Below are 18,738 nucleotides of genomic sequence, written 5' to 3' on the forward strand. Positions count from 1 at the left end.
AATCATGCCATTGACCGAAAAGTACTCATTTTTCGGACAAAGCGTCGTTTTTAGAAAGTTTGATATACTTTTACATTTATTGTTATGAGTGGGAATATATAATGCGACTTATTAATATGGGGTTAAAGGGAGAACAGGTACGTCTGGACTTTTTTGGATGTAACCTGAAATGTCCCTATTGTATTCATATCAGGCAACCCTTTGAGGAATACAGTATAGATGAAGTTGCTGAATTTGTCAGCAATTCAGCTGTAAAGAAGGTTTTTATCGGAGGGGCCGAACCTACTCTCCAGAAGGATTTAACCCCTTTGATTGAGCTGTTGCATTCAATGGGTATGGAGATTATTCTAAAGTCGGATGGCATGAAACCTGAAGTACTGGAGAAGTCTCTGCCCTTTGTAAAAGGTTTTGTTCTGGAATTGAAGGCACCACTTGAAGACACGGCTGCAATTGAGGAACTTACAGGCATTTCCTCTAAAAGGGTAGAACAATATGTAGCAAACCTCAAAACATCGATAGATATTGCTAAAACCAGGTGGTTGCGACTCTGGGTTCGTGTAATTCCCGGTTATGTTACTGAAGAATCCGTGAAGCGAATGTTGCCTGTAATGGAAGGAGCTTCTGAGGTACTTCTTTATCAATTCTTAAGCAATCCCGACTTTGATCTTCCTTTTGCAGGATACACCTCTCCTGTGCCTGCCTGGGAGGATATGGAAAGCCTTGCAGGTATTGTTGTAGAAAAGGTACCCCGTGTAATAATTGTGGGAGAAAAAGGGCGTAAGATAATTGGTAAGGAGTAATTTGTACAATCAGGTAATGAGCAAGGTATCGTAAAAAAAAGCAGATTGGTGGTATGGTGGTGGTACGATATGAAAGCTGCTTTTCAGCCTTGCTCATTACAAACCGGACTATGATATGAAGGTATTTAAATATTTTTCTTATATATGAATGATTATATTTTGTTTATTTGTTTTTTATGTGGTTTTAATTCAGATAATTTTCTTAGACCAAAACATTTATCCATGTCTGCCGGTATGTAATTAATCGATTGACATGCAGGAATACAAATTAAAACGTGGTCATTCCCCCGATATTGGACGTATCTATGAAGCGCTTGAGGAATGTTTCCCTTCCGATATATCCAGAGAAGGAGATAAATTAGTTACTTCATACGGTGTTATGAAGGAACTTTCTGTGTGGTTGAACGGTAAAAAACTTGCAGTTGACACGAATTCTGAAGCCGAAGGTGTCTCTGATGAGGTTATTCTTGATACCAACAAGAGATTCCGTGATTTTCTCTATAAGGCAACTGGTTACACTGCCAAGGAACGAGTTAAGAACGCCAAGAAGGCAGTTTCCAAATAATAGGATCATACGTGTTTGTCAATCGCGACTTTCTCAAGGATCTCAAGGCTTTTGAGATCCCCACATGCCTGCGTATCTGTGCAGGTACCGATGGTTCTGTCACCTTCCTGCTGGAGATCATGACACGCCACGAAGTTGAGGTAATTACCGAGGATCAGCATCTTGTAAAAGCCGATGAGGAGGTGGCCGGGCTTTTGGATGTGGATGTTGGCGAAGAAGTGAATCATCGCACCGTGCGATTGGTGGCAGATGGTGTCCCTTATGTTCATGCGGTTTCCCTCTCTCCTATAGGCCGTATGCCAGAAGAGGTTCGCAGGGATATGATGCGTGCCGATATACCAATTGGTAAGATCCTGCGTAATTACGGTATGGAAACACGCAGGGACTTTGAAACCATACAGATGGAGGCCGATGGTCCACTTTTTGGCAGTCGTGAATATCTCTCAAGGACCTATCGTATTGTGCACCACAATGACACGCTCATGTGGATCAAAGAACGCTTCCCTGCAGATGGTCGCTGGTTGCTCTGAACTAAATCCAGAAAACCGAAAACTTATTATGGTATCACTCCTATTGAGGGGTCGCAGTCAAGAAAAGCGTGCCTCGGTGGCTTAGGGGTGTAGTGCGTCCTTGGTAAGGACGAGGTCGCGGGTTCGAATCCCGCCCGAGGCTTTAAACTTGCAGTACAAAGCCCTCCTGCCTTGAATGGTCAAGGAAGGTGGGAAGAATGTCTGTACTCTATGATACGGAAAGAAGGCTCAAGTCTTCAGAGAGACGTATTGAAAATTCGAAATTTTCTGAACGAGATAAAAACCTCCTTTTTTCTTACGAAGCTGATCTTTTTGTAGACGGGCTTGGTGAATGTCGAGTTCTTAAATATCTGGATCAATTGTATCGATTACGGCTCTGGCTAGATACTGATTTTGAGTTGGCCAAAGAGAACGATCTAAAGATACTTGTCGGCTACATACAGAGAAGGGACGTATCTGCCTCTACAAAGAGGGATTATAAGATATGTCTTCGAAAGTTTTACCGCTGGCTGTACAATGATGATTCTGCACTAAATTGGATCAAGATCAAAAACAAGGTCAATGAATCGAAAATTCCTGAAGAATTGCTGACAGAGGAAGAAATTCTCAGACTCATCGAAGTGGCTGATCATCCTAGGGACAAGGCAATCATCGCTACTCTCTATGATACTGGTGGAAGGATAGGCGAAATCAGCACACTTCAGATAAAACACATCAATTTTGACGAATATGGGGCACAGCTTGTTCTGAATGGAAAAACGGGTATGCGAAGAGTAAGGGTTGTATTTTGTGTACCATACCTATCATCCTGGCTTGATATTCATCCAGATCGAGAAAATCCTGATTCTTATGTGTGGATTGGTGTAGGGTCTATGGGAAAAGGAAAACCCTTACGGTATGCTGCTTTCCGTGCGTTGCTAGGACGATTGAAAAAAAAGCAGGGATTAAAAAGCGAATCTATAATCACCTTTTCAGGCACAGCCGATGTACTGAACTAGCGCAGCATCTTAGCGAGTTTCATCTGGAAGTCATATGGGTTTGGTGTCTGGTTCCGATATGTCCAGTGTTTATGTCCATCTTATCTGGAAGGAGGAAATGCGTTATTATCTGTGGTATTCTATCTATCTAGAAGAAAAAAAGTATCTACAGGATGTATTTCTGATACATTACAAATTAGTCGATATACGTTACGCAAAATATTGATTGAATTGAAAGAGAGGCAATGGATAAAAGAAACACGACCAATAAATAAGAGAAAAAATCAGTCTTTCTGCCAACTTCTAGTTTCAAATGATGTTATCGATGAGTACTATGATAATCAAAGGCAAGAGAAATAGGAAATCATATAGGAACTGCTAACTTTTAAGTTTCATGTACAAAAAAATAAAGGATGTAGGGAAAGAATTATCAGTTAAATTCTTCCCCTTTATTTCACATGGAAATTAATTGTTTGATGAATTGCCTGGCAGTGGTTCCCCAGCAAGTTGCAGGATTGTTCGAGCTACAGCTCTTTCCCAGGGATTCGAATTGCCATCTCCACTGGCATCCATGTCAATAATTTCCTTGTACTGTTCGTATATTTGTTGCGCTTTTGCCTTTGTTTCAGGCTTGATTGGAGTTTGCATAATATTACCTATTTATTTTTTATAGGTCATACTCAACAAACCTCCACGATATTCATAATACCTCTATATCCATTAATGAGAATATTATATGTATTATTTATAATTAAACCAATATATTAATTGTCTAATACAGTAATGAGAGACTAAATGACCCTTTCTTTTTACTTGGAATTATATAATGAGAATAGACTTTGTATACGAAAGAAAGGAGGTATGATGATGTTACATACCCCTCAAAGAGACATCTATAGATTACTCAAGTCCTTTTAACCTGGATAATGAACAGTGTCACAATCAACATGAAGATACTTAAGAGACTGCTGAATCCCGGTGTTTGATCGGACTCCATTTCTGGAGTTTGCTCAACATTTTCTTCTTCCACACCTTCATCAATTGTCTCTTCCGATGTAGGGGTGGTTTCTGCAAGTGATTCTTCATCCTCAGACACTGCAGATATTGCAAATGGTGAGAATCCGGGAGTTTCAGCCTCGAAGTAGATGAAGCCGTCATCCTCATCGGTCTGGGTGGTGGAAAGTTTGTTCCATATCCCATCGCTGTAATGGAACAGTGCAACTTCTGACGCATCAAATCCATTGTTCGCCAGCCATTCTTTATCCACCCTGAAGCCTATGACAGAGTCTTCCACTTTGTCATCTCCAAAGGCAGCATTACCAACCCAGATATTCAGGTTCTGGTAAACTTCACCCGGAGCATCCTCATCCACAAGAGCGGAAGTATCTTTCAACACTTCTATCAATGTGCTGATCTGACCTGCATTGGTAACGCCTGTGAACTGGATATAGGAAATATTGCATTTTTCCTCACCGAATTCATATCTGGCAGTTTCACCAGGAGCAATCTTACATGTCTGTGCAGCCTTTGTCAGAATGTTCTCAAAGGCTTCACCGGTGTTGCCACCGCCTCCGCCACCACCGCTGCTGGAGGAACCTCCACTGCTACCAGGTTTGGTTTCTGTGCCCTCACCAGGAGCAATGGAGAATATTGTGGTGAATGTGGCATTATTTCCTGCAGCATCAGCAACTATAACTTCAGCCGTGTAGTCACCTGTATCCAAACCGGTGGCATTGTAAGCAGCATAGTTTCCGGTAATTTCCAGATCATCACTAGCACTTATCTCATTACCATTGAACTTGAAAATAATCGAACTGACATTTATGTCACTTGCTGCATCACTGTAATTGAATCTGATGTTAACAGATGTCGTATCTTCATCAAATTTTGTTCCATCTTCTGGGGTCACATCATCAAGTATCGGAGGTGTCTTATCATCCGCCATGGCACCATAGGTGGAGAAATGGTTAACAGTTGCAACCCAGTATTCAACATCATCAATTGTTTCTACTGAAGTACTGAAAGGTTCCCACTCATCGCTTGTTTCATTATAATAACGAATGGTAACATCCTCTACAGCCACCCCTTCTGGCAATAGACTCATATTGACAGGTATCCTGATTGTGGCATTGGTAAGGTTGGTTTGCAATTCTTTTCCAAAATTCACATCAATGAAATGTAAACCTACAGAACCATTTGTTACATTGGCAAGAGGCTTATCACTTTCAGTCACCGTTATGTTAGATTTTGTGTCATTGTTGGTCCTGAAATCAATGGTCGTTCCAGATTGCTTGCTGGTGAAATTGGCAGTATTATTTACCGTTTCAATCCTTTCGATATGCATTGTTGAATTGCCAACTCCTACATTGCCTGCAACATCAATACCAGTTACATTAATGTTGAAATCTGAACCTCCAAGATTAAAGAAACCTGACCATTTACTTGCGATTTTACTCAATTCAACTTCATCAGCATTTACATCGACTACTGGAGTATCATCAAGACATTCTGAAGCTGATATATTGACTATGCCATGTGTTTCGTTATATACAGAAGATACAGGATATAAGGACGGAGCTTTGCGATCCAGCAGCACAGTCTTTGAAGCAGTGATAAAATTTGTGTTCAATGCTGCATCTGTAACGGTTGCAGTGACCGTATATTTGCCATCATTCGGGATTGTCGTGAGATCAAATTCCGCAGTCCATTCACCATTGACAAAAGATGCCTCCACAACTCTGTGGAAACTTGTGAATTCAGAATCAAGGGTAAATGAAAGGGCAGATACATTGCCAGGAGTGCCGTCTGCTGTAGCATTTACTTGAAGAATTGAATTTGCATGAACGATTTCTCCTACAGTATTTGAACCGGTGATTTCTGTAATACTGACCGTGGGTTCAGTATTATCCACGACTACACTGACATTTGCCGAAGCAGTATTATCTGAAGTGTCACTGCTATTCACAAACAGCCAGTAAGTACCACTTGGTACTTCAGCACCATTACTGAAAGTTGCATTCCAGACATATTCCCAGGTTGCACCGTTTGCAACATCATCTGTGACAGTCAGATTGGTAACATTCTGACCCTCGGAATCCTGAATTACAAATTCAGTAATTGCAGGATGATTATCAGTGCTGTTTAGGCGTATGGTTACAGGATTATGGATACTGACATTTTCTATAGGCGTAGCACTTATATTGACTTCAGGTGCCTGATCATCTACTATTTCCAGAGTTTCTGAAACAGGATTGGACCATGCTCCATCATCATCCTGTACACTGAATGAAATGGTATGTGTGCCCGGTGAAAGATCAGAGATACTGAAACTGGAGGAAGCATGCAAATGACCATCGATACTGGAAGTCCAGTTGTATCCAACAATATTACCATCAGAATCAGTGCCTGAACCAGTGAAACTAACAAGGTTACCTTCGGTGGCAGGATTCGGAGTAATAGAATCGATTTTTGAAGTTGGCATAACATTGGGTTTTTCGTTAATTTTCAATGTTGTTGAATCCGATTCAGACCATGCACCGTCATCATCCTTTGCACTAAAGCTGATAGTGTGAATTCCGCTTGAAAGGTCTGAAGTCGTAAAACTGGGTGATGTACCTATTATTACTTCATCTTCTAAATTGGATGTCCAGGAATATTCAGTAATTGTACCATCCGAATCTTCTCCCAATCCTTGGAAAACAATAGTGTCACCTTCATTTGCAGGATTTGGACTTATAGAAGTAATGACAGATGTTGGCAACTTATTGGGTTCAGAGGGAGTATTAATGCTTAATATAACTAAACCATTATCTCCATCATTTACATAGGCATGATTACCAGCAACCGTAATTCCATCTGCATAACCTGCATTGTTATAGTTATCCAATAGTACTGGATTTATAGAATCGCTTATATCTAAAATTGAAAGTTCTTCATATCCAGAAGATACATAAGCATAATCTCCTTCGATTGCTATATCAGTTGTAGGAGTGATATCGAATGAATAATAGGTTTTCACAATTTCAGGGTCTGAAGGTTTACTTATGTCCATTATAGCTAACCCTTCATATCCATCAGCGATGTATGCATAATTTCCGTTAACAGCAATACCTTCTGCAGCACCACCATTTGTTTTACAGTTTCCTGCAATCGAAGGTGAAGCAGGATTACTGACATCCACCGCCACAAAACCATCATCACCATTGCTTATAAAGGCATAGTTATCTGAAATTGTAATTTGTGGATCATAACCTATCGGACCTATCTCAAGACTTTCTTGTAATTCAGGTGAATAGGAACTTGTGATATCTATAATGGAAAGTAGCAAAATACCAGAACCATCATTTTCCATTAAATAGGCATAATTGTCTCCAACAGCAACATATCTTGCATAACCATTGGTTTCACAATTACCTATTTGTTGTGGGGACATAGGATTACTTATGTCTAAAATCACAAAGCCATTATTAGCATCAACTAAATAGGCACAATTGCCTACAATCGTGAGGTCTAAGAATTGGTTATTTTCATCATAAATTGATAATATTTCAGGTGATGTGTTATCTGTTAGGTTTACGATTGCAAGACCATTCTCCTCATCAGCTATATAGGCATAATTTCCAGAAATTTCTACATCTTGCACAGATAGACTCGCTTCATAAAGACCTCTGAATTCAGGGGATTCGGGGTTACTGACATCTATAATTGAAAGACCTTTATTATGATCAGCAATGTAGACATGATTGTCAAATATGTCTATATTCACCGCCCTGTCGGCATCGTAAATCCCAGCAAGCACGGGTGAAGAGGGATTATTGATATCCAAAATAACAAGCCCATTATGATCATCAGCTATATAGGCATAATTTCCAGAAACTTCAATATCTTCTGCATTATTATTATTGAAGGCATAATTGGTATGCTCGCCTGCATAAGACGGAGATTCGGGATTACTTACATCCAAAACTAAAAGTCCATTGTCATCATCAGCTACGTAGGCATAATTTCCAGAAATGTCAACACTTAATGAGTTTCCCGGGGTAGTGTAAATCCCCTTAAACAATGGTTCTTTCGGATCATTTATATCCAGAATCACAAGATCACTATAATTTGTTGCATATGCATAGTTACCATCAACTGTAACATCAAATAAATAACCAGAATCTGTATAACTTCCTGCAGCGAAAGGATTTGTTGGGTCACTTATGTCTATAATTATCATGCCATCATCATCAAAAGAACAATGGGCTTCATTGCATACATAAGCATAATTTCCATCAACTGAAATATCAGTTGCAAAATTTCGCCATCCAAGATAAACACTTCCTGTGCTCGAAGGTGAAAAGGGATCACTGATGTCCATAATAACGAGTCCACTTTCACCATTAGCTATATAGGCATAATTACCTGAAATGGTGACATCGTTTACCAGAGATGAAGTCGTAAACCTGCTTATTTCATGAGGGTTGGCTGTATCACTTATATCAAGAATTACAAAATCCTGGCCCTGTCCAGCATAGGCATGATCTCCAGAAACTTCAACAGTATCCCATGTACCCCCTAGATGGGACTCAAAATCCAATTCTATTTCATTAGCGGTACCAGTAAATGAACTTACCATTAAGAACAACAATAGAGCCAAAATTGCGACATATATATTTTTATTCATCTTCTTTCCTACTTTATATTTGCTCAGTTTGTATAATTTCACTTCAAATTTATTTTTTGGAAGCAGACTTTATAGAGTTTAACTATTAATAAAAGTTACTCTTTAAAAAATAATTATGATAACTCTATAGTAGCCCTTTCAACTAGTAAAATATTGTTTTAACAAGGAAAAGTTCCCACTGTGTGATTTGGGCTAAATCAAGCACAAAGAGGATGAATGTTTTTCAGGTTGGGAAAGTGGAACTCACATTAAATTTGTGATTTAATGGCATGTCAAACAATTATCTAAATTTTGTCTATACAGCTATATCTATAGCTGGCAAATTACGTCTTCCAATCTACAGTGAAAATTATACCAAACGAAAATATACTCAATACCAGTTAATTACATTGTTATCTCAAAGAGTATTATACGAATAAGGACTATAGATATGTTGCTGAATTTATTGATTTAATGCATTGAATTCAATTCAAGATTGGTAAAAAAACACATATCTCACTTAACAACATTACATAACTTTACCCTCCGAATTCCTTCGTTCTATTTCAATAGCTTACTACACCAAACTCTGGAATTCTTCTATTTAAATGGTGAAAAGATACCATTGATTGCTATTGATTCAAGTGGATTTACAGGAGGGAAATGTAGTTACTATTGTTCTGTAAGAACAGAAAAAAGACTCTCGTATTTGAAAGTAAATATAGACATTGATGTTGAGAGGTTAATTAAAACTGGTTTTAGGACCCCAGGTAAATCTGTGCATGGTGTAAAAAATGCAGATACATTGCTTAGCCAGTACCACAAAAGAAGAAAAGCGGATTGTTATTTGAGAAAAAAGTATATGGTTCATAGATGATAAATGATTTAATTAAAAAACCGTTGAAAGTGGCAACCTTCACACATATAAGAGGTGATAAATAAAGACTATAAAAACATCTCGAAAAATTAAGGACGAATTAATTAAATACGTCTGCAATTACAGAAATCTGGCAGAGGCAAATTTTTCTGTATTGAAAAGAAAAAAAGAACTTCTGAAAATACTATAAAGGAGATAGCATAAGTTTTTCTACTTCTTGTATTTACAGTTAAAGAATTAACCATGGCATAAGGCCTAATAATATAAGTAATACAATATAGAAAAAAATGTCCCTGCCACTCGAATACTTATGGGGGATTTCATTCTTTTTCATCTTCAAAGCTGTTGTATAAGCGTCGAATATATTGTATACCCAAATAATCATGGGGATGATAAAAGGAAATCCATAAAAGGAAGATACCGACATTAAAAAAGCTATACTGTAAGCTTTTAAATATTCACCATTGTAAACTTGCCCGGAACCGGCTATAACAATAGACCATATTAATGCATATATTGGTGTTTTCTTTTTAGTTCGACCTGTTTCATTTACTTTAACACCACAACCAGTACAATATTCTTTATCTTCTAATTTTGTGCCACATACAGAACAATAATTTTGCATAATATTTCACATTTAATGTAGTAAGTTATTATTATAAATATTCTTTTCTATTAAGTAATATAAATATCAGCATAATACGAAATAATTTTATAATTAAGCTTTAATTTTAATAAAATGGAAGATGTATATATTTGCTATCAATTTTAACAATAATTATATTTTGTTTCATAGGCTTTCTATCTGTTAATTTTATGCAATTAGATATATTTTATATAAGGTTTACAAGCAAAAATTGTATACTATTAAACATAGCAATATTTGAAATATAATTACTAGTTATCACTGAAAAATAATTTCATCACTTTTAAGTATTATTATTTGCTATTAAACTCAAAATTAAATTATAGTATACATATTGATAGCAGGTGATTGTATTAGTATTAAAAAAATAATCATAGTAAATGTTCTATTGCTAGCTCTCTTAATTGGTACTGCCTCTGCTTCTAACACCGGTCCAATTGAAGAAAAATGGAACATTACATTTGATGGACAAGATGATGATCATATAGCTTCTATTATAAAATCAAACTCTGAAGGATACATTGTATCTGGAAATATGGGATTGGATCCCATTAGTTCTGACCAAGATGGATTTTTATATGAAATCGACTCAGAGGGGGAAATATTATGGAGAGAAAAATTTGGAGGAAACCAACGGGATTCACTTTCAGCGGTTTTTCAGGCTGATAAGCAAAATTATATAGCCGTTGGAAATACTATTTCTTTTGGATCACCGTCTACCCGGTCTACATGGATAATAAAAGTAGATAATGATGGAAATGAAATTTGGAATAAAACCATTTTACAGGATGTTTCGACCATAATTAGTTCCGGGCAAAAAACTTCAGATGGAGGTTTTGTCCTTGCAGGAATGCGTGCTCCTCTAAGAACTGCTGGTGGGAATCTAGTAGGATTGCTAATCAAAACAGACTCTGAAGGAAATGTAGAATGGTCAAAGGATTTTGGAACAGGGCAAGTCCGTACCTATGATTGTTTTTATTCAGTAAGGCAAACTCCTGAAGGAAACTACATTTTGTCTGGAACTACCCAATCTTTTAGTTCAGGGAATGTAGAGGATGGATGGTTAGTAAAAGTCGATTCAAATGGCAATGAATTATGGAATAAATCATTTGGTGGAAAAGAGGTCGATTTCCTGGATTCAGTTATTGTCTCTCCAGATGGTGACTACATTGCTTTGGGTAGAAGCAAACAATATGGTGAATCACTCTTCAATGCGTGGGCAGTGAGGACCGATAAGAATGGGAATCTCCTTTGGGAAAAACGATATTTTGACCATTCAGATTCTTATTTTTCTTCTATTGAAAAGTCTCCAGATGAAAACTACCTGGTTACAGGTTCAGTTGGAAAAGTTCCAAATGGCTCAGTACAAGCTTCCTTTTCAGCAAAAAGTTATGAAGCTGTCCTGATGAAGATAGATGGCGATGGAAATTCATTGTGGTCAGAGAATTTTGATGGATATCAAACTTCCTCATTTAGTTCTATTGCAGTGGATGATGATTCCTATGTTGTAGCAGGAAGTGCAAAATTGAATGATTCGGGCAATTCTGATGGCTTAATAGTTACATTCAATGAACCTGCAATGGTTAAACAATCTGCTTCAGGGGAGGATACTTCAGAAAGTCAACCAAATCAGGAAAAAAGCCCCCTTTCGGTGACATTAGCTGCCATTTGTCTTGCAGTTGCATTCATTTTTGCAAAGAGACCATGATTAAAATGTTTAGCAGGGTATTTGCCCTGCTTCTATTTTTTCAATAATTGCTGTATCAAAACTAAAAATCATCTCTTGTGATCTTACATCACGTAATTAGAATATAGAGTATTATAAAACCAATAAAAACTGCAATCCATTTGGAAAAGTTGTTTCCATCAACATTCACATCTCCAACATTGATTACATTTGATCTCTGAATAAAGCTATCATTAACTTCATGATTCCCTGTATTCGATTTGTTGGTGTTTCTTGATTCTTCTTTCAAATTTCCAGAAACCCTATTAACCGGATCATTGTCTGTTTTTGACTTAGATTCACTGGAAGTAACTTTTCCAGCACTTTTAATATAAGCTTTGAAATTCAAGTGAGGGTCATATGAGCCTCTATGCCATTTGGAACATTTGGTGCAGTAGTAATAGTTTGCATTTGATGCATTTGTTTCCTTTTCATCAAAGTAACTGATATGTCTTCTGGAAAGTGAATCGGGATCTGCGGTTAATCTGTGCCAAGTATCGCATTCAGAACAATAATAGTAATCCCCTTTCTGACCAACTTGTTTTGTTTGATTCATGTATATCACACAAACATTTCAAATAAACTTATATGAGTATTTTTAGTGACTCTTCTTTCCTTTTCAACTTGCCTAGTTTTTGGTACTTCTCTATACTTAGTAACAGGCACTTCCCTAGTTTTTTCAACAGTATCGTATGCTGTTTCAGTTGTTGAATATTCCATGGTTGCTTCTATACTAACTTTCATAGTTTGCGAAAGATCAACTTTCCGAAAATGGAACACATAGTAATCGGATTTGTCAGGAACAAAACTAAAATAAGAACTATCAACATTTTTCTTCAGTACATATACCTTCATAGAAGAGTCAAATTCGTATCCATTATTAACGAATGAATTATACGTTTGTAAGTCCATGACATCAAAATTACAATTGTTACCTGAAAGTTCACTTATATGTCCTGATATTTTTACTCCTTTTTTACCATCAAGATCAATATATCTCTTCCACGATTGACCACCGTAATCCATACTTACTTCGTCAGTATTCGGTGATACTATTGTTTTCTCTCTAGTAACATCCTCTGTAACCGGTACCTCTTCATAATATGTTTCAGTTTCCGTGGTTTCATAAGGTTCATCAACATAATATGTTTCTGTAGTTATGTATGGTTCATAAGTGGTATAACTGTGTGGAATTACAGGCAAAAAGGAACCAAGTATTAAAAAGAGAACTATAATAGATGCATATACATATTTGTTTGATCTTTTTTCAGGTTTTGGATATGTATTACTTTCAATATTCTTTTGTGATAGTTGCTCTACTGCATTCTTTTGAGTTTCCGTGAGCTTGGATTCCTTCTCCTTTTTTGAATCAATCGAATCAATCGCTTTCAATTCATCAGAATTTGAATCGTTATCTGTAACTTTGTCATCCTGTTTCGTTGAATCGAAATTGGTACGCTGTACAAGACTATCTCTGACATCTATATCCAACCCATCTGCAACATTAAAATTAGATCTTTGAACAACTGAATCTGTAATATTAATTACATTTTCTTTTTTAATAACTCCAATTTCCTGAGCAGATTGTGTAGTAGAAGCAAGATGTTGGAGATCTGATATGATTTCATTCAAAAATCCATTTAGTCCATGTTCTTCATCTGAAACTGCTTTGAACATTACTTGGGTAAGTCCATCTTTTTCTCTGACAAAAGCAGTTAAAAGATAATCAATTTGTTCCCCAACAGATTCAGCTGCAAAATAGACAATGATGCCATCTCTTATGGCATATTCATCCACTTTATAAAGGCTGTTTTTACATGTTTGAGTTATATATGAGATGATTTTTTCCGGACTGAGCCCTTTGAAATTAATGCCCTTGTTTAAAGATTGCCCGATGCTTGCCCTTTCCAGAAAATCATTACGTTTCATTGGCTTTTCTTTCAAAAATGGGCAAACACAATCAATTTCTTTGGGCTTAATCTTCTCGGCATGTGATTCCCATTTTGAGTCTTTGTAAAGTACCGTAGCACCTATTTTTTCCTTATGGATGCAATTGGATGGTTTCAAGATGAATTTTGCAGTACGCTCTACACCGGGGGGGGATATTTCCCAGTTTACTAATTTTTTCCCCATCTAAGTTGAAAAGTGATTCTGAGTAATCCAATACAGCTTCTACATCGGAAACAGTTGAATCAGTGGAATTAGTAACTCTAATTCCAAATTTAATCCTATTATCGGGTAGTATCTGATAGCCACGTTTTATGTTCAGGTTTCCCATCCATTGTCCCCATTCATTATGATAAAATTTGTAAATTAATAAATACATAGCAAATATATTAATTTATTTGTAATAAACATAATTGTTGAAACTTATAAAAAGCAATCACATATTCTTTGATTTTACATATTTAGGTGATTCAAGACCAACATCAACGATAATTCCTTGATTGAGCATTTTTTTTACCAATTCATTTGCTCCTTGATGATTGAGGCCAAATTTCATCTCAATATCATTTAATGTGAAATATTCCGCTTCTTCAATGAACTCATTCATTGATTGATTGAGAGTTTGTCTTTCGGTATCATGTGAATGCCAGAACTTCAAATGGTTTGCAGATTCTGATGTATCATTAAATATCAAAGTATCATTTTTCAATTCATAGAGGAATAGAGACATCCTTTGGTGGATGAAATTTCTTGCAAATACTTTGACACCATCATTCCATTCGTTTGCAATAAGACAGAGGTTTTTGTGTTGTTTTTTACCAACAGCATTGGCCTGAGACTGTACATGTTCAACAAAATCCTGCATTTGTTGTATGGGATAGCAGTACGTTTCAATTGTCAGGATTTTTCTGAACAGATTATCTTTAATTACACCACTTACACTTCTTTTAGTGACATCAATCTTCCAGTTTTTATCTGCAATATAGTCCCCATTAGGTGATATTTCAGGCTGGAATTTTGAATATTTTTCTTCAAGCAAGTTTATGTAATTGTAAAGTTTGGACAGATATTCAGTATCATCTAATTCATCTTTTTCAATCGATATGCCATGAGTTATTCCACAAGATTTTTTAGCAGAATCTAATTCATCTGCATGGCTATCCAGCGAATTCAACTGTTGTTTTCTTTTTGTGTCTTCATATTCCGAATTAAGTTCATCTGTAAGCATTATTCGGTTTCTGAAGCTTGTTGCCAGAGAATCTATTTTTCTTTCAAGTGTGAGTGTATCTACAGTTTCAGCTGTATCCAGAGAAGTCTGCAGAAATTCAAGTAAGCCAGTTGAACTTTTCATGAAACACTCTTCTGCTTCATAAAAGTCGTCCAGGTTGCCTTGTCTGCGATTAAAAGAACTTATGTTTTTATCCTGAAAATCAGCTATCAAATCGCTTGTTTTATTCCTTACCTGGCGAAGTTCTGCAGTTGTGATGGAATCCTGCTTTCGATATGCTTTGTGAATTAAGTGTTCAATATACTCATGCGATTTGTGCAAATTGTCAATCACTAATTTGTGATTTTGCTGCTGCAGCTCTGCCGGAGGTGTCAAATCTGCCATATCGGTAAATCCCCACTTTTCATTATTTATTCAAAATTAAGTTTCATACAGATTGATTTCTATAACTCATAATATCACTGAAAGTACCGGCTTCCCCATTTTTATCAATCTGCTTTTGTGCCTCAATATACCAGTTGTGTATCGAAGGCTTGCGTTTATTGAATATTTCCATGAAATCTCCGGTTTCAATTTTACGTGTTCCTTTACCCTGCAATGCTTCGCTCAGAGGAATGTCTGCTGTTTCTTTGCAAATTGCCGTTATATCTGCACCTGAATATGCATCCGTCATTTGCGCTAAGTAATGTAAATCGATATCTTCTGCAACAGGTCGGTTCTTCAAATTGAGATCCAGGATAGCCTTACGTGCCTGATGATCAGGTTCAGGTATGAATAACAATTTACTGAAACGGCCGGGTCTTCGAAGAGCAGGATCGATAGCCCATGGTTCATTGGTCGCTGCCAGGACAAGCAGGTTTTCCTGTGTTGCATCGATACCATCCATCAGAGTAAGCAACTCATTGACAAGCCTTTTTGCATGTTCTTCGGCTTGACTACGTCTACCAGCTATAGAATCGATTTCATCAAAAAATATGATTGCTTTTTCCGATTCTCTTGCGGTAGCAAATATTTGTTTAATATTTTTCTCCGATGAACCTACCCATTTGCTCACAATACTGCTTGTTTTGACTGTAAAAAAATCCGCATCACACTCTTTTGCTGCGGCTTTTGCCATCATCGTCTTGCCACACCCAGGAGGACCATAAAGTAGGATTCCCTCGCCTGCTTTTTGACCATACATCTGGTACAGTTCTTTGTGAGTGAAAGGATAAATGATGGCTTTTCTTATGTCTTCCTTGACATCTTCCAAACCACCGATATCTTCAAATCCAATATTTGAAGGTTCCTTCATGAGCAGGTCTGATTTGGCCAAACCAGACTCTTCAATATTTCCTTCACCTGTATCGGCACTACCCGCAGTATTTGCACTAACAGTCCTGAAGGATTGGGCTTTTGCAAGCAGGTGCTCTGCAAGGTCACGCTGTGTATTTCTCTCTGTTTTATCAGCAGCAACTTTGGATGCTTCGTTATATAGCCCGGCTGCTTTAAGATAGAGTTCTCTGGCCCTTTTATGATTGTCTGCATTTTCTAGTTTTTTTGCAGCTCTTGCATACCCTCGAGCCTGTGCAGCAAATGAGTTTGAAGATGTCAGTTACCACCCCTCCAATCAATTATTACTGATTCATTCTTTCATTTCAGATTCAAGTTTCTTGGAGAAACTGTCTTCTTCCGTATCTTCACTGCTGAGTTCTGCCAGAAGTTCTGACCGAAGGGAATCCTGTGTCTCAGAAAGTTCAGTACCGCCGGCCATTGCTGCATCCATTGAGGAGGTCATCATATTTGTGGCTGTATTGACTTTATCCATAGATGTACGGATATTTGTAACCGCAGTTTCCAATTTTGTGTTATCAAACCCAAGCTGTTTCTGCCATTGGCCAAGGTTTTGCCCAATTTCAACGACTTCATTGAGACCTGATTCCATTTCTATTACATCAGACATTGATTGGGCCATTTCCACCATGCTGCTTATGGTACTAACCTGCCCTTCGATCATAGAGAACCTGCGTGAAGCAACTCTATATTCCCGGTCGTTTCCATTTGCAAGGGCTTTTTTAGCTTCATTACGAGCCTGGTCTCTCTTTCTGATCAATTCTTTTTCCCGTGTTGTCAATCTCTGTTCAGACATTGATAACTTTGTTTTCAAATCATCTGATGACACTTTCTTGAATGGATTTTTGATTTCCATTATAATTTCTCCTCCATATTGTTCTGTTTAGCAAATCTTATACACAGTTTCAGAGCTTCTGATGTATTGATCGCTATCCCCAACTCAACCAAATTTTCCAAATATTTCTTGCTGTCTTCTGAGACTCTCGCACTTACTGGATATGACTTTCGCATTAGATATTCACCGATACTAAAGTTCGAAACATTCACCATTGTATACAATGGAAAACGTTATATATAAGACTTATTCAATATACTGCTAAAGTACTGGATACAATTTAGGGGTTAATTTAAAATGTCATTCAAGTGGAAAGCAACATCAGATGAGATTGCAAGGGTTATTTCAAAGAAAAACATTGGTGGTATATTTAGTAAATCAATAACAATTTCTCCCAATCAAAAGGCGGCAATAATTAAAAATGGTGTTGTGGAAGAAAGCGTTAGTAGTGGCAAATTACGAGTTGGAGGGTTACTTAAAGGAGAAATCAACAAAGATGTTGATATTGCATTGATGGACATATCTCCCAAAGATCTGCAGTGGGCTAGTAGTGAGATGTGGACTTCTGATAATCAGAAAATTAGCTGTAAAGGCCTTTTGAGATTCAAAATACACGATGAACAGAAATTCTTCCAGATGCTTTTTGCCTATACAACACCCGGAAATAATGGGGAGAGAAAGTTATCTGTACAGGATATATACAATCGTCTTGAAAGTGAAACTATCACACGTGTTCTTCAGCCCGAAATCAGGAACATTGGCATAGAAAACATTTACGGAAATCGGGAGATGCAGCTTCGTTTGGAAAATGAACTGGAGATGCAGCTAAAATCTACCTTCGCAATGTGGGGCCTTGAACTTATACGTTATTCAGTGGAATGGGACCTTGGAACCTATGAACAGGTGATGCAGGCCTCAAATGAGTTGCATACAAATGAGGAACTCAAAGAACTTGAAACATTATCTAAGGAAGGAGATATTGAACGCCAATCACGTGAACAGATTGCACAAACAAGGGCAAATTTTGCTCCAGAATCTGTAATAAGGGATCATGAAAGGAATGAAGGTATAAAACAGGTAAAACATTCGGCTGCTATATCCCAGATAGAGAGTGAATCAGATGCTTTGGAAGCAAAACAGGCAATTGATACATTCAGAGCCTGGAAAGAAACTAAAAAAGATTTGAAAAGAGCAGATCTTGAAATCGAAGAGGACATGGAAGACCGCAGGCATTACCGTGATAAAGATTATCTGAACAATATAATGGATAAAGGTGGTGCGGATACTGCCAAGATAATCGCTCAGGGCAGAGAGTTTGGTTCTATGTCAGCTGAACAGATTGAAGCCCTTGCAAAAATACAGGAAGCTGAGGCTAATAAAAACGATGATCGAATCAAGTTCATGATGGATGTTGAGGACCGGGAACGTGCAGATGCCTACAGGCATAAGGAACTTGATGCAGCAATGATGGGTGCTGCCCAGAATAATGTTTCACCGGGTGCTCGTAAATGTCCAAACTGCGGAAGTGTAATTGCTGCAGAGGCCAATTTCTGTGGTCAATGTGGGTCTAAGATGAAATGAATTTTTATATTATGTCTTTTTTTCAGGAGTAAAATAAAAATATAGAA

At 37.3% G+C, this 18,738-nt stretch carries 15 protein-coding genes and 1 tRNA gene; 8 read left to right on the plus strand and 8 right to left on the minus strand.

Features of this window, described 5'->3' with window-relative positions:
- Positions 1–101: 101 nt before the first annotated feature.
- The 5 genes from BKM01_RS01980 to BKM01_RS02000 all read left to right on the plus strand — a co-directional run bounded on the left by BKM01_RS01980 (position 102) and on the right by BKM01_RS02000 (position 2,893).
- Positions 102–800, plus strand: a complete 699-nt coding sequence (locus BKM01_RS01980) for a radical SAM protein (protein WP_072360329.1) — start codon at positions 102–104, stop codon at positions 798–800.
- A gap of 253 nt (positions 801–1,053) precedes the next feature.
- Positions 1,054–1,365 carry a DUF5611 family protein gene (locus BKM01_RS01985; protein ID WP_072360845.1) on the plus strand — a complete coding sequence of 104 codons (312 nt, stop codon included), beginning with the start codon at positions 1,054–1,056 and terminating at the stop codon, positions 1,363–1,365.
- A gap of 11 nt (positions 1,366–1,376) precedes the next feature.
- On the plus strand, positions 1,377–1,895 hold the full coding sequence (locus BKM01_RS01990) for a chorismate--pyruvate lyase family protein (RefSeq protein WP_072360847.1): 519 nt from the start codon (positions 1,377–1,379) through the stop codon (positions 1,893–1,895).
- A 70-nt stretch (positions 1,896–1,965) separates the two neighbouring features.
- Positions 1,966–2,037 (plus strand) — tRNA-Thr (locus tag BKM01_RS01995).
- Positions 2,038–2,092: 55 nt separating this feature from the next.
- The gene (locus BKM01_RS02000; protein ID WP_072360849.1) at positions 2,093–2,893 is read left to right on the plus strand and encodes a tyrosine-type recombinase/integrase; all 801 of its coding nucleotides are present in this window, start codon (positions 2,093–2,095) and stop codon (positions 2,891–2,893) included.
- A 444-nt stretch (positions 2,894–3,337) separates the two neighbouring features.
- Here the strand turns inward: BKM01_RS02000 and BKM01_RS02005 are convergent, their stop codons facing one another.
- The gene (locus tag BKM01_RS02005; RefSeq protein ID WP_072360851.1) at positions 3,338–3,520 is read right to left on the minus strand and encodes a hypothetical protein; all 183 of its coding nucleotides are present in this window, start codon (positions 3,518–3,520) and stop codon (positions 3,338–3,340) included.
- 256 nt (positions 3,521–3,776) lie between these two features.
- Positions 3,777–8,492: a PGF-pre-PGF domain-containing protein gene (locus BKM01_RS02010; RefSeq protein ID WP_072360853.1), complete on the minus strand. Its 4,716-nt coding sequence runs from the start codon at positions 8,490–8,492 to the stop codon at positions 3,777–3,779.
- A 652-nt stretch (positions 8,493–9,144) separates the two neighbouring features.
- On the opposite strand from BKM01_RS02010, the gene BKM01_RS11220 reads away from it, so the two are divergent.
- Positions 9,145–9,396, plus strand: coding sequence for a hypothetical protein (locus BKM01_RS11220; RefSeq protein ID WP_157769603.1), 252 nt, complete (start codon positions 9,145–9,147; stop codon positions 9,394–9,396).
- A 229-nt stretch (positions 9,397–9,625) separates the two neighbouring features.
- On the opposite strand, the gene BKM01_RS02015 is transcribed toward BKM01_RS11220, so the two are convergent.
- Positions 9,626–10,021: a hypothetical protein gene (locus BKM01_RS02015; protein ID WP_072360855.1), complete on the minus strand. Its 396-nt coding sequence runs from the start codon at positions 10,019–10,021 to the stop codon at positions 9,626–9,628.
- Positions 10,022–10,376: 355 nt separating this feature from the next.
- On the opposite strand from BKM01_RS02015, the gene BKM01_RS02020 reads away from it, so the two are divergent.
- Positions 10,377–11,750, plus strand: coding sequence for a PQQ-binding-like beta-propeller repeat protein (locus BKM01_RS02020; protein WP_143744156.1), 1,374 nt, complete (start codon positions 10,377–10,379; stop codon positions 11,748–11,750).
- An 88-nt stretch (positions 11,751–11,838) separates the two neighbouring features.
- On the opposite strand, the gene BKM01_RS02025 is transcribed toward BKM01_RS02020, so the two are convergent.
- From BKM01_RS02025 to BKM01_RS02045, 5 genes are all read right to left on the minus strand, one after another.
- Positions 11,839–12,324 carry a hypothetical protein gene (locus BKM01_RS02025; RefSeq protein ID WP_072360859.1) on the minus strand — a complete coding sequence of 162 codons (486 nt, stop codon included), beginning with the start codon at positions 12,322–12,324 and terminating at the stop codon, positions 11,839–11,841.
- A 5-nt stretch (positions 12,325–12,329) separates the two neighbouring features.
- Entirely contained in the window at positions 12,330–13,901 is a 1,572-nt protein-coding gene (locus BKM01_RS02030) for a hypothetical protein (RefSeq protein WP_072360861.1), read from the minus strand.
- 250 nt (positions 13,902–14,151) lie between these two features.
- On the minus strand, positions 14,152–15,327 hold the full coding sequence (locus BKM01_RS02035; RefSeq protein WP_072360863.1) for a MarR family transcriptional regulator: 1,176 nt from the start codon (positions 15,325–15,327) through the stop codon (positions 14,152–14,154).
- A 43-nt stretch (positions 15,328–15,370) separates the two neighbouring features.
- A complete protein-coding gene (locus BKM01_RS02040; RefSeq protein ID WP_085503682.1) occupies positions 15,371–16,258 on the minus strand; it encodes an ATP-binding protein in 888 nt (295 codons plus the stop codon).
- Between the two features lie 309 nt (positions 16,259–16,567).
- Complete coding sequence (locus BKM01_RS02045) at positions 16,568–17,131, minus strand: hypothetical protein (RefSeq protein WP_072360869.1); 564 nt, start codon at positions 17,129–17,131, stop codon at positions 16,568–16,570.
- 276 nt (positions 17,132–17,407) lie between these two features.
- Here BKM01_RS02045 and BKM01_RS02050 point away from each other — a divergent pair, with 276 nt between their 5' ends.
- Positions 17,408–18,691, plus strand: a complete 1,284-nt coding sequence (locus tag BKM01_RS02050; protein WP_072360871.1) for an SPFH domain-containing protein — start codon at positions 17,408–17,410, stop codon at positions 18,689–18,691.
- The last annotated feature ends 47 nt before the right edge of the window (positions 18,692–18,738 follow it).

Origin of the sequence: Methanohalophilus portucalensis (genome assembly GCF_002761295.1) — an archaeon.
In the GTDB taxonomy this organism is placed as follows: domain Archaea; phylum Halobacteriota; class Methanosarcinia; order Methanosarcinales; family Methanosarcinaceae; genus Methanohalophilus; species Methanohalophilus portucalensis.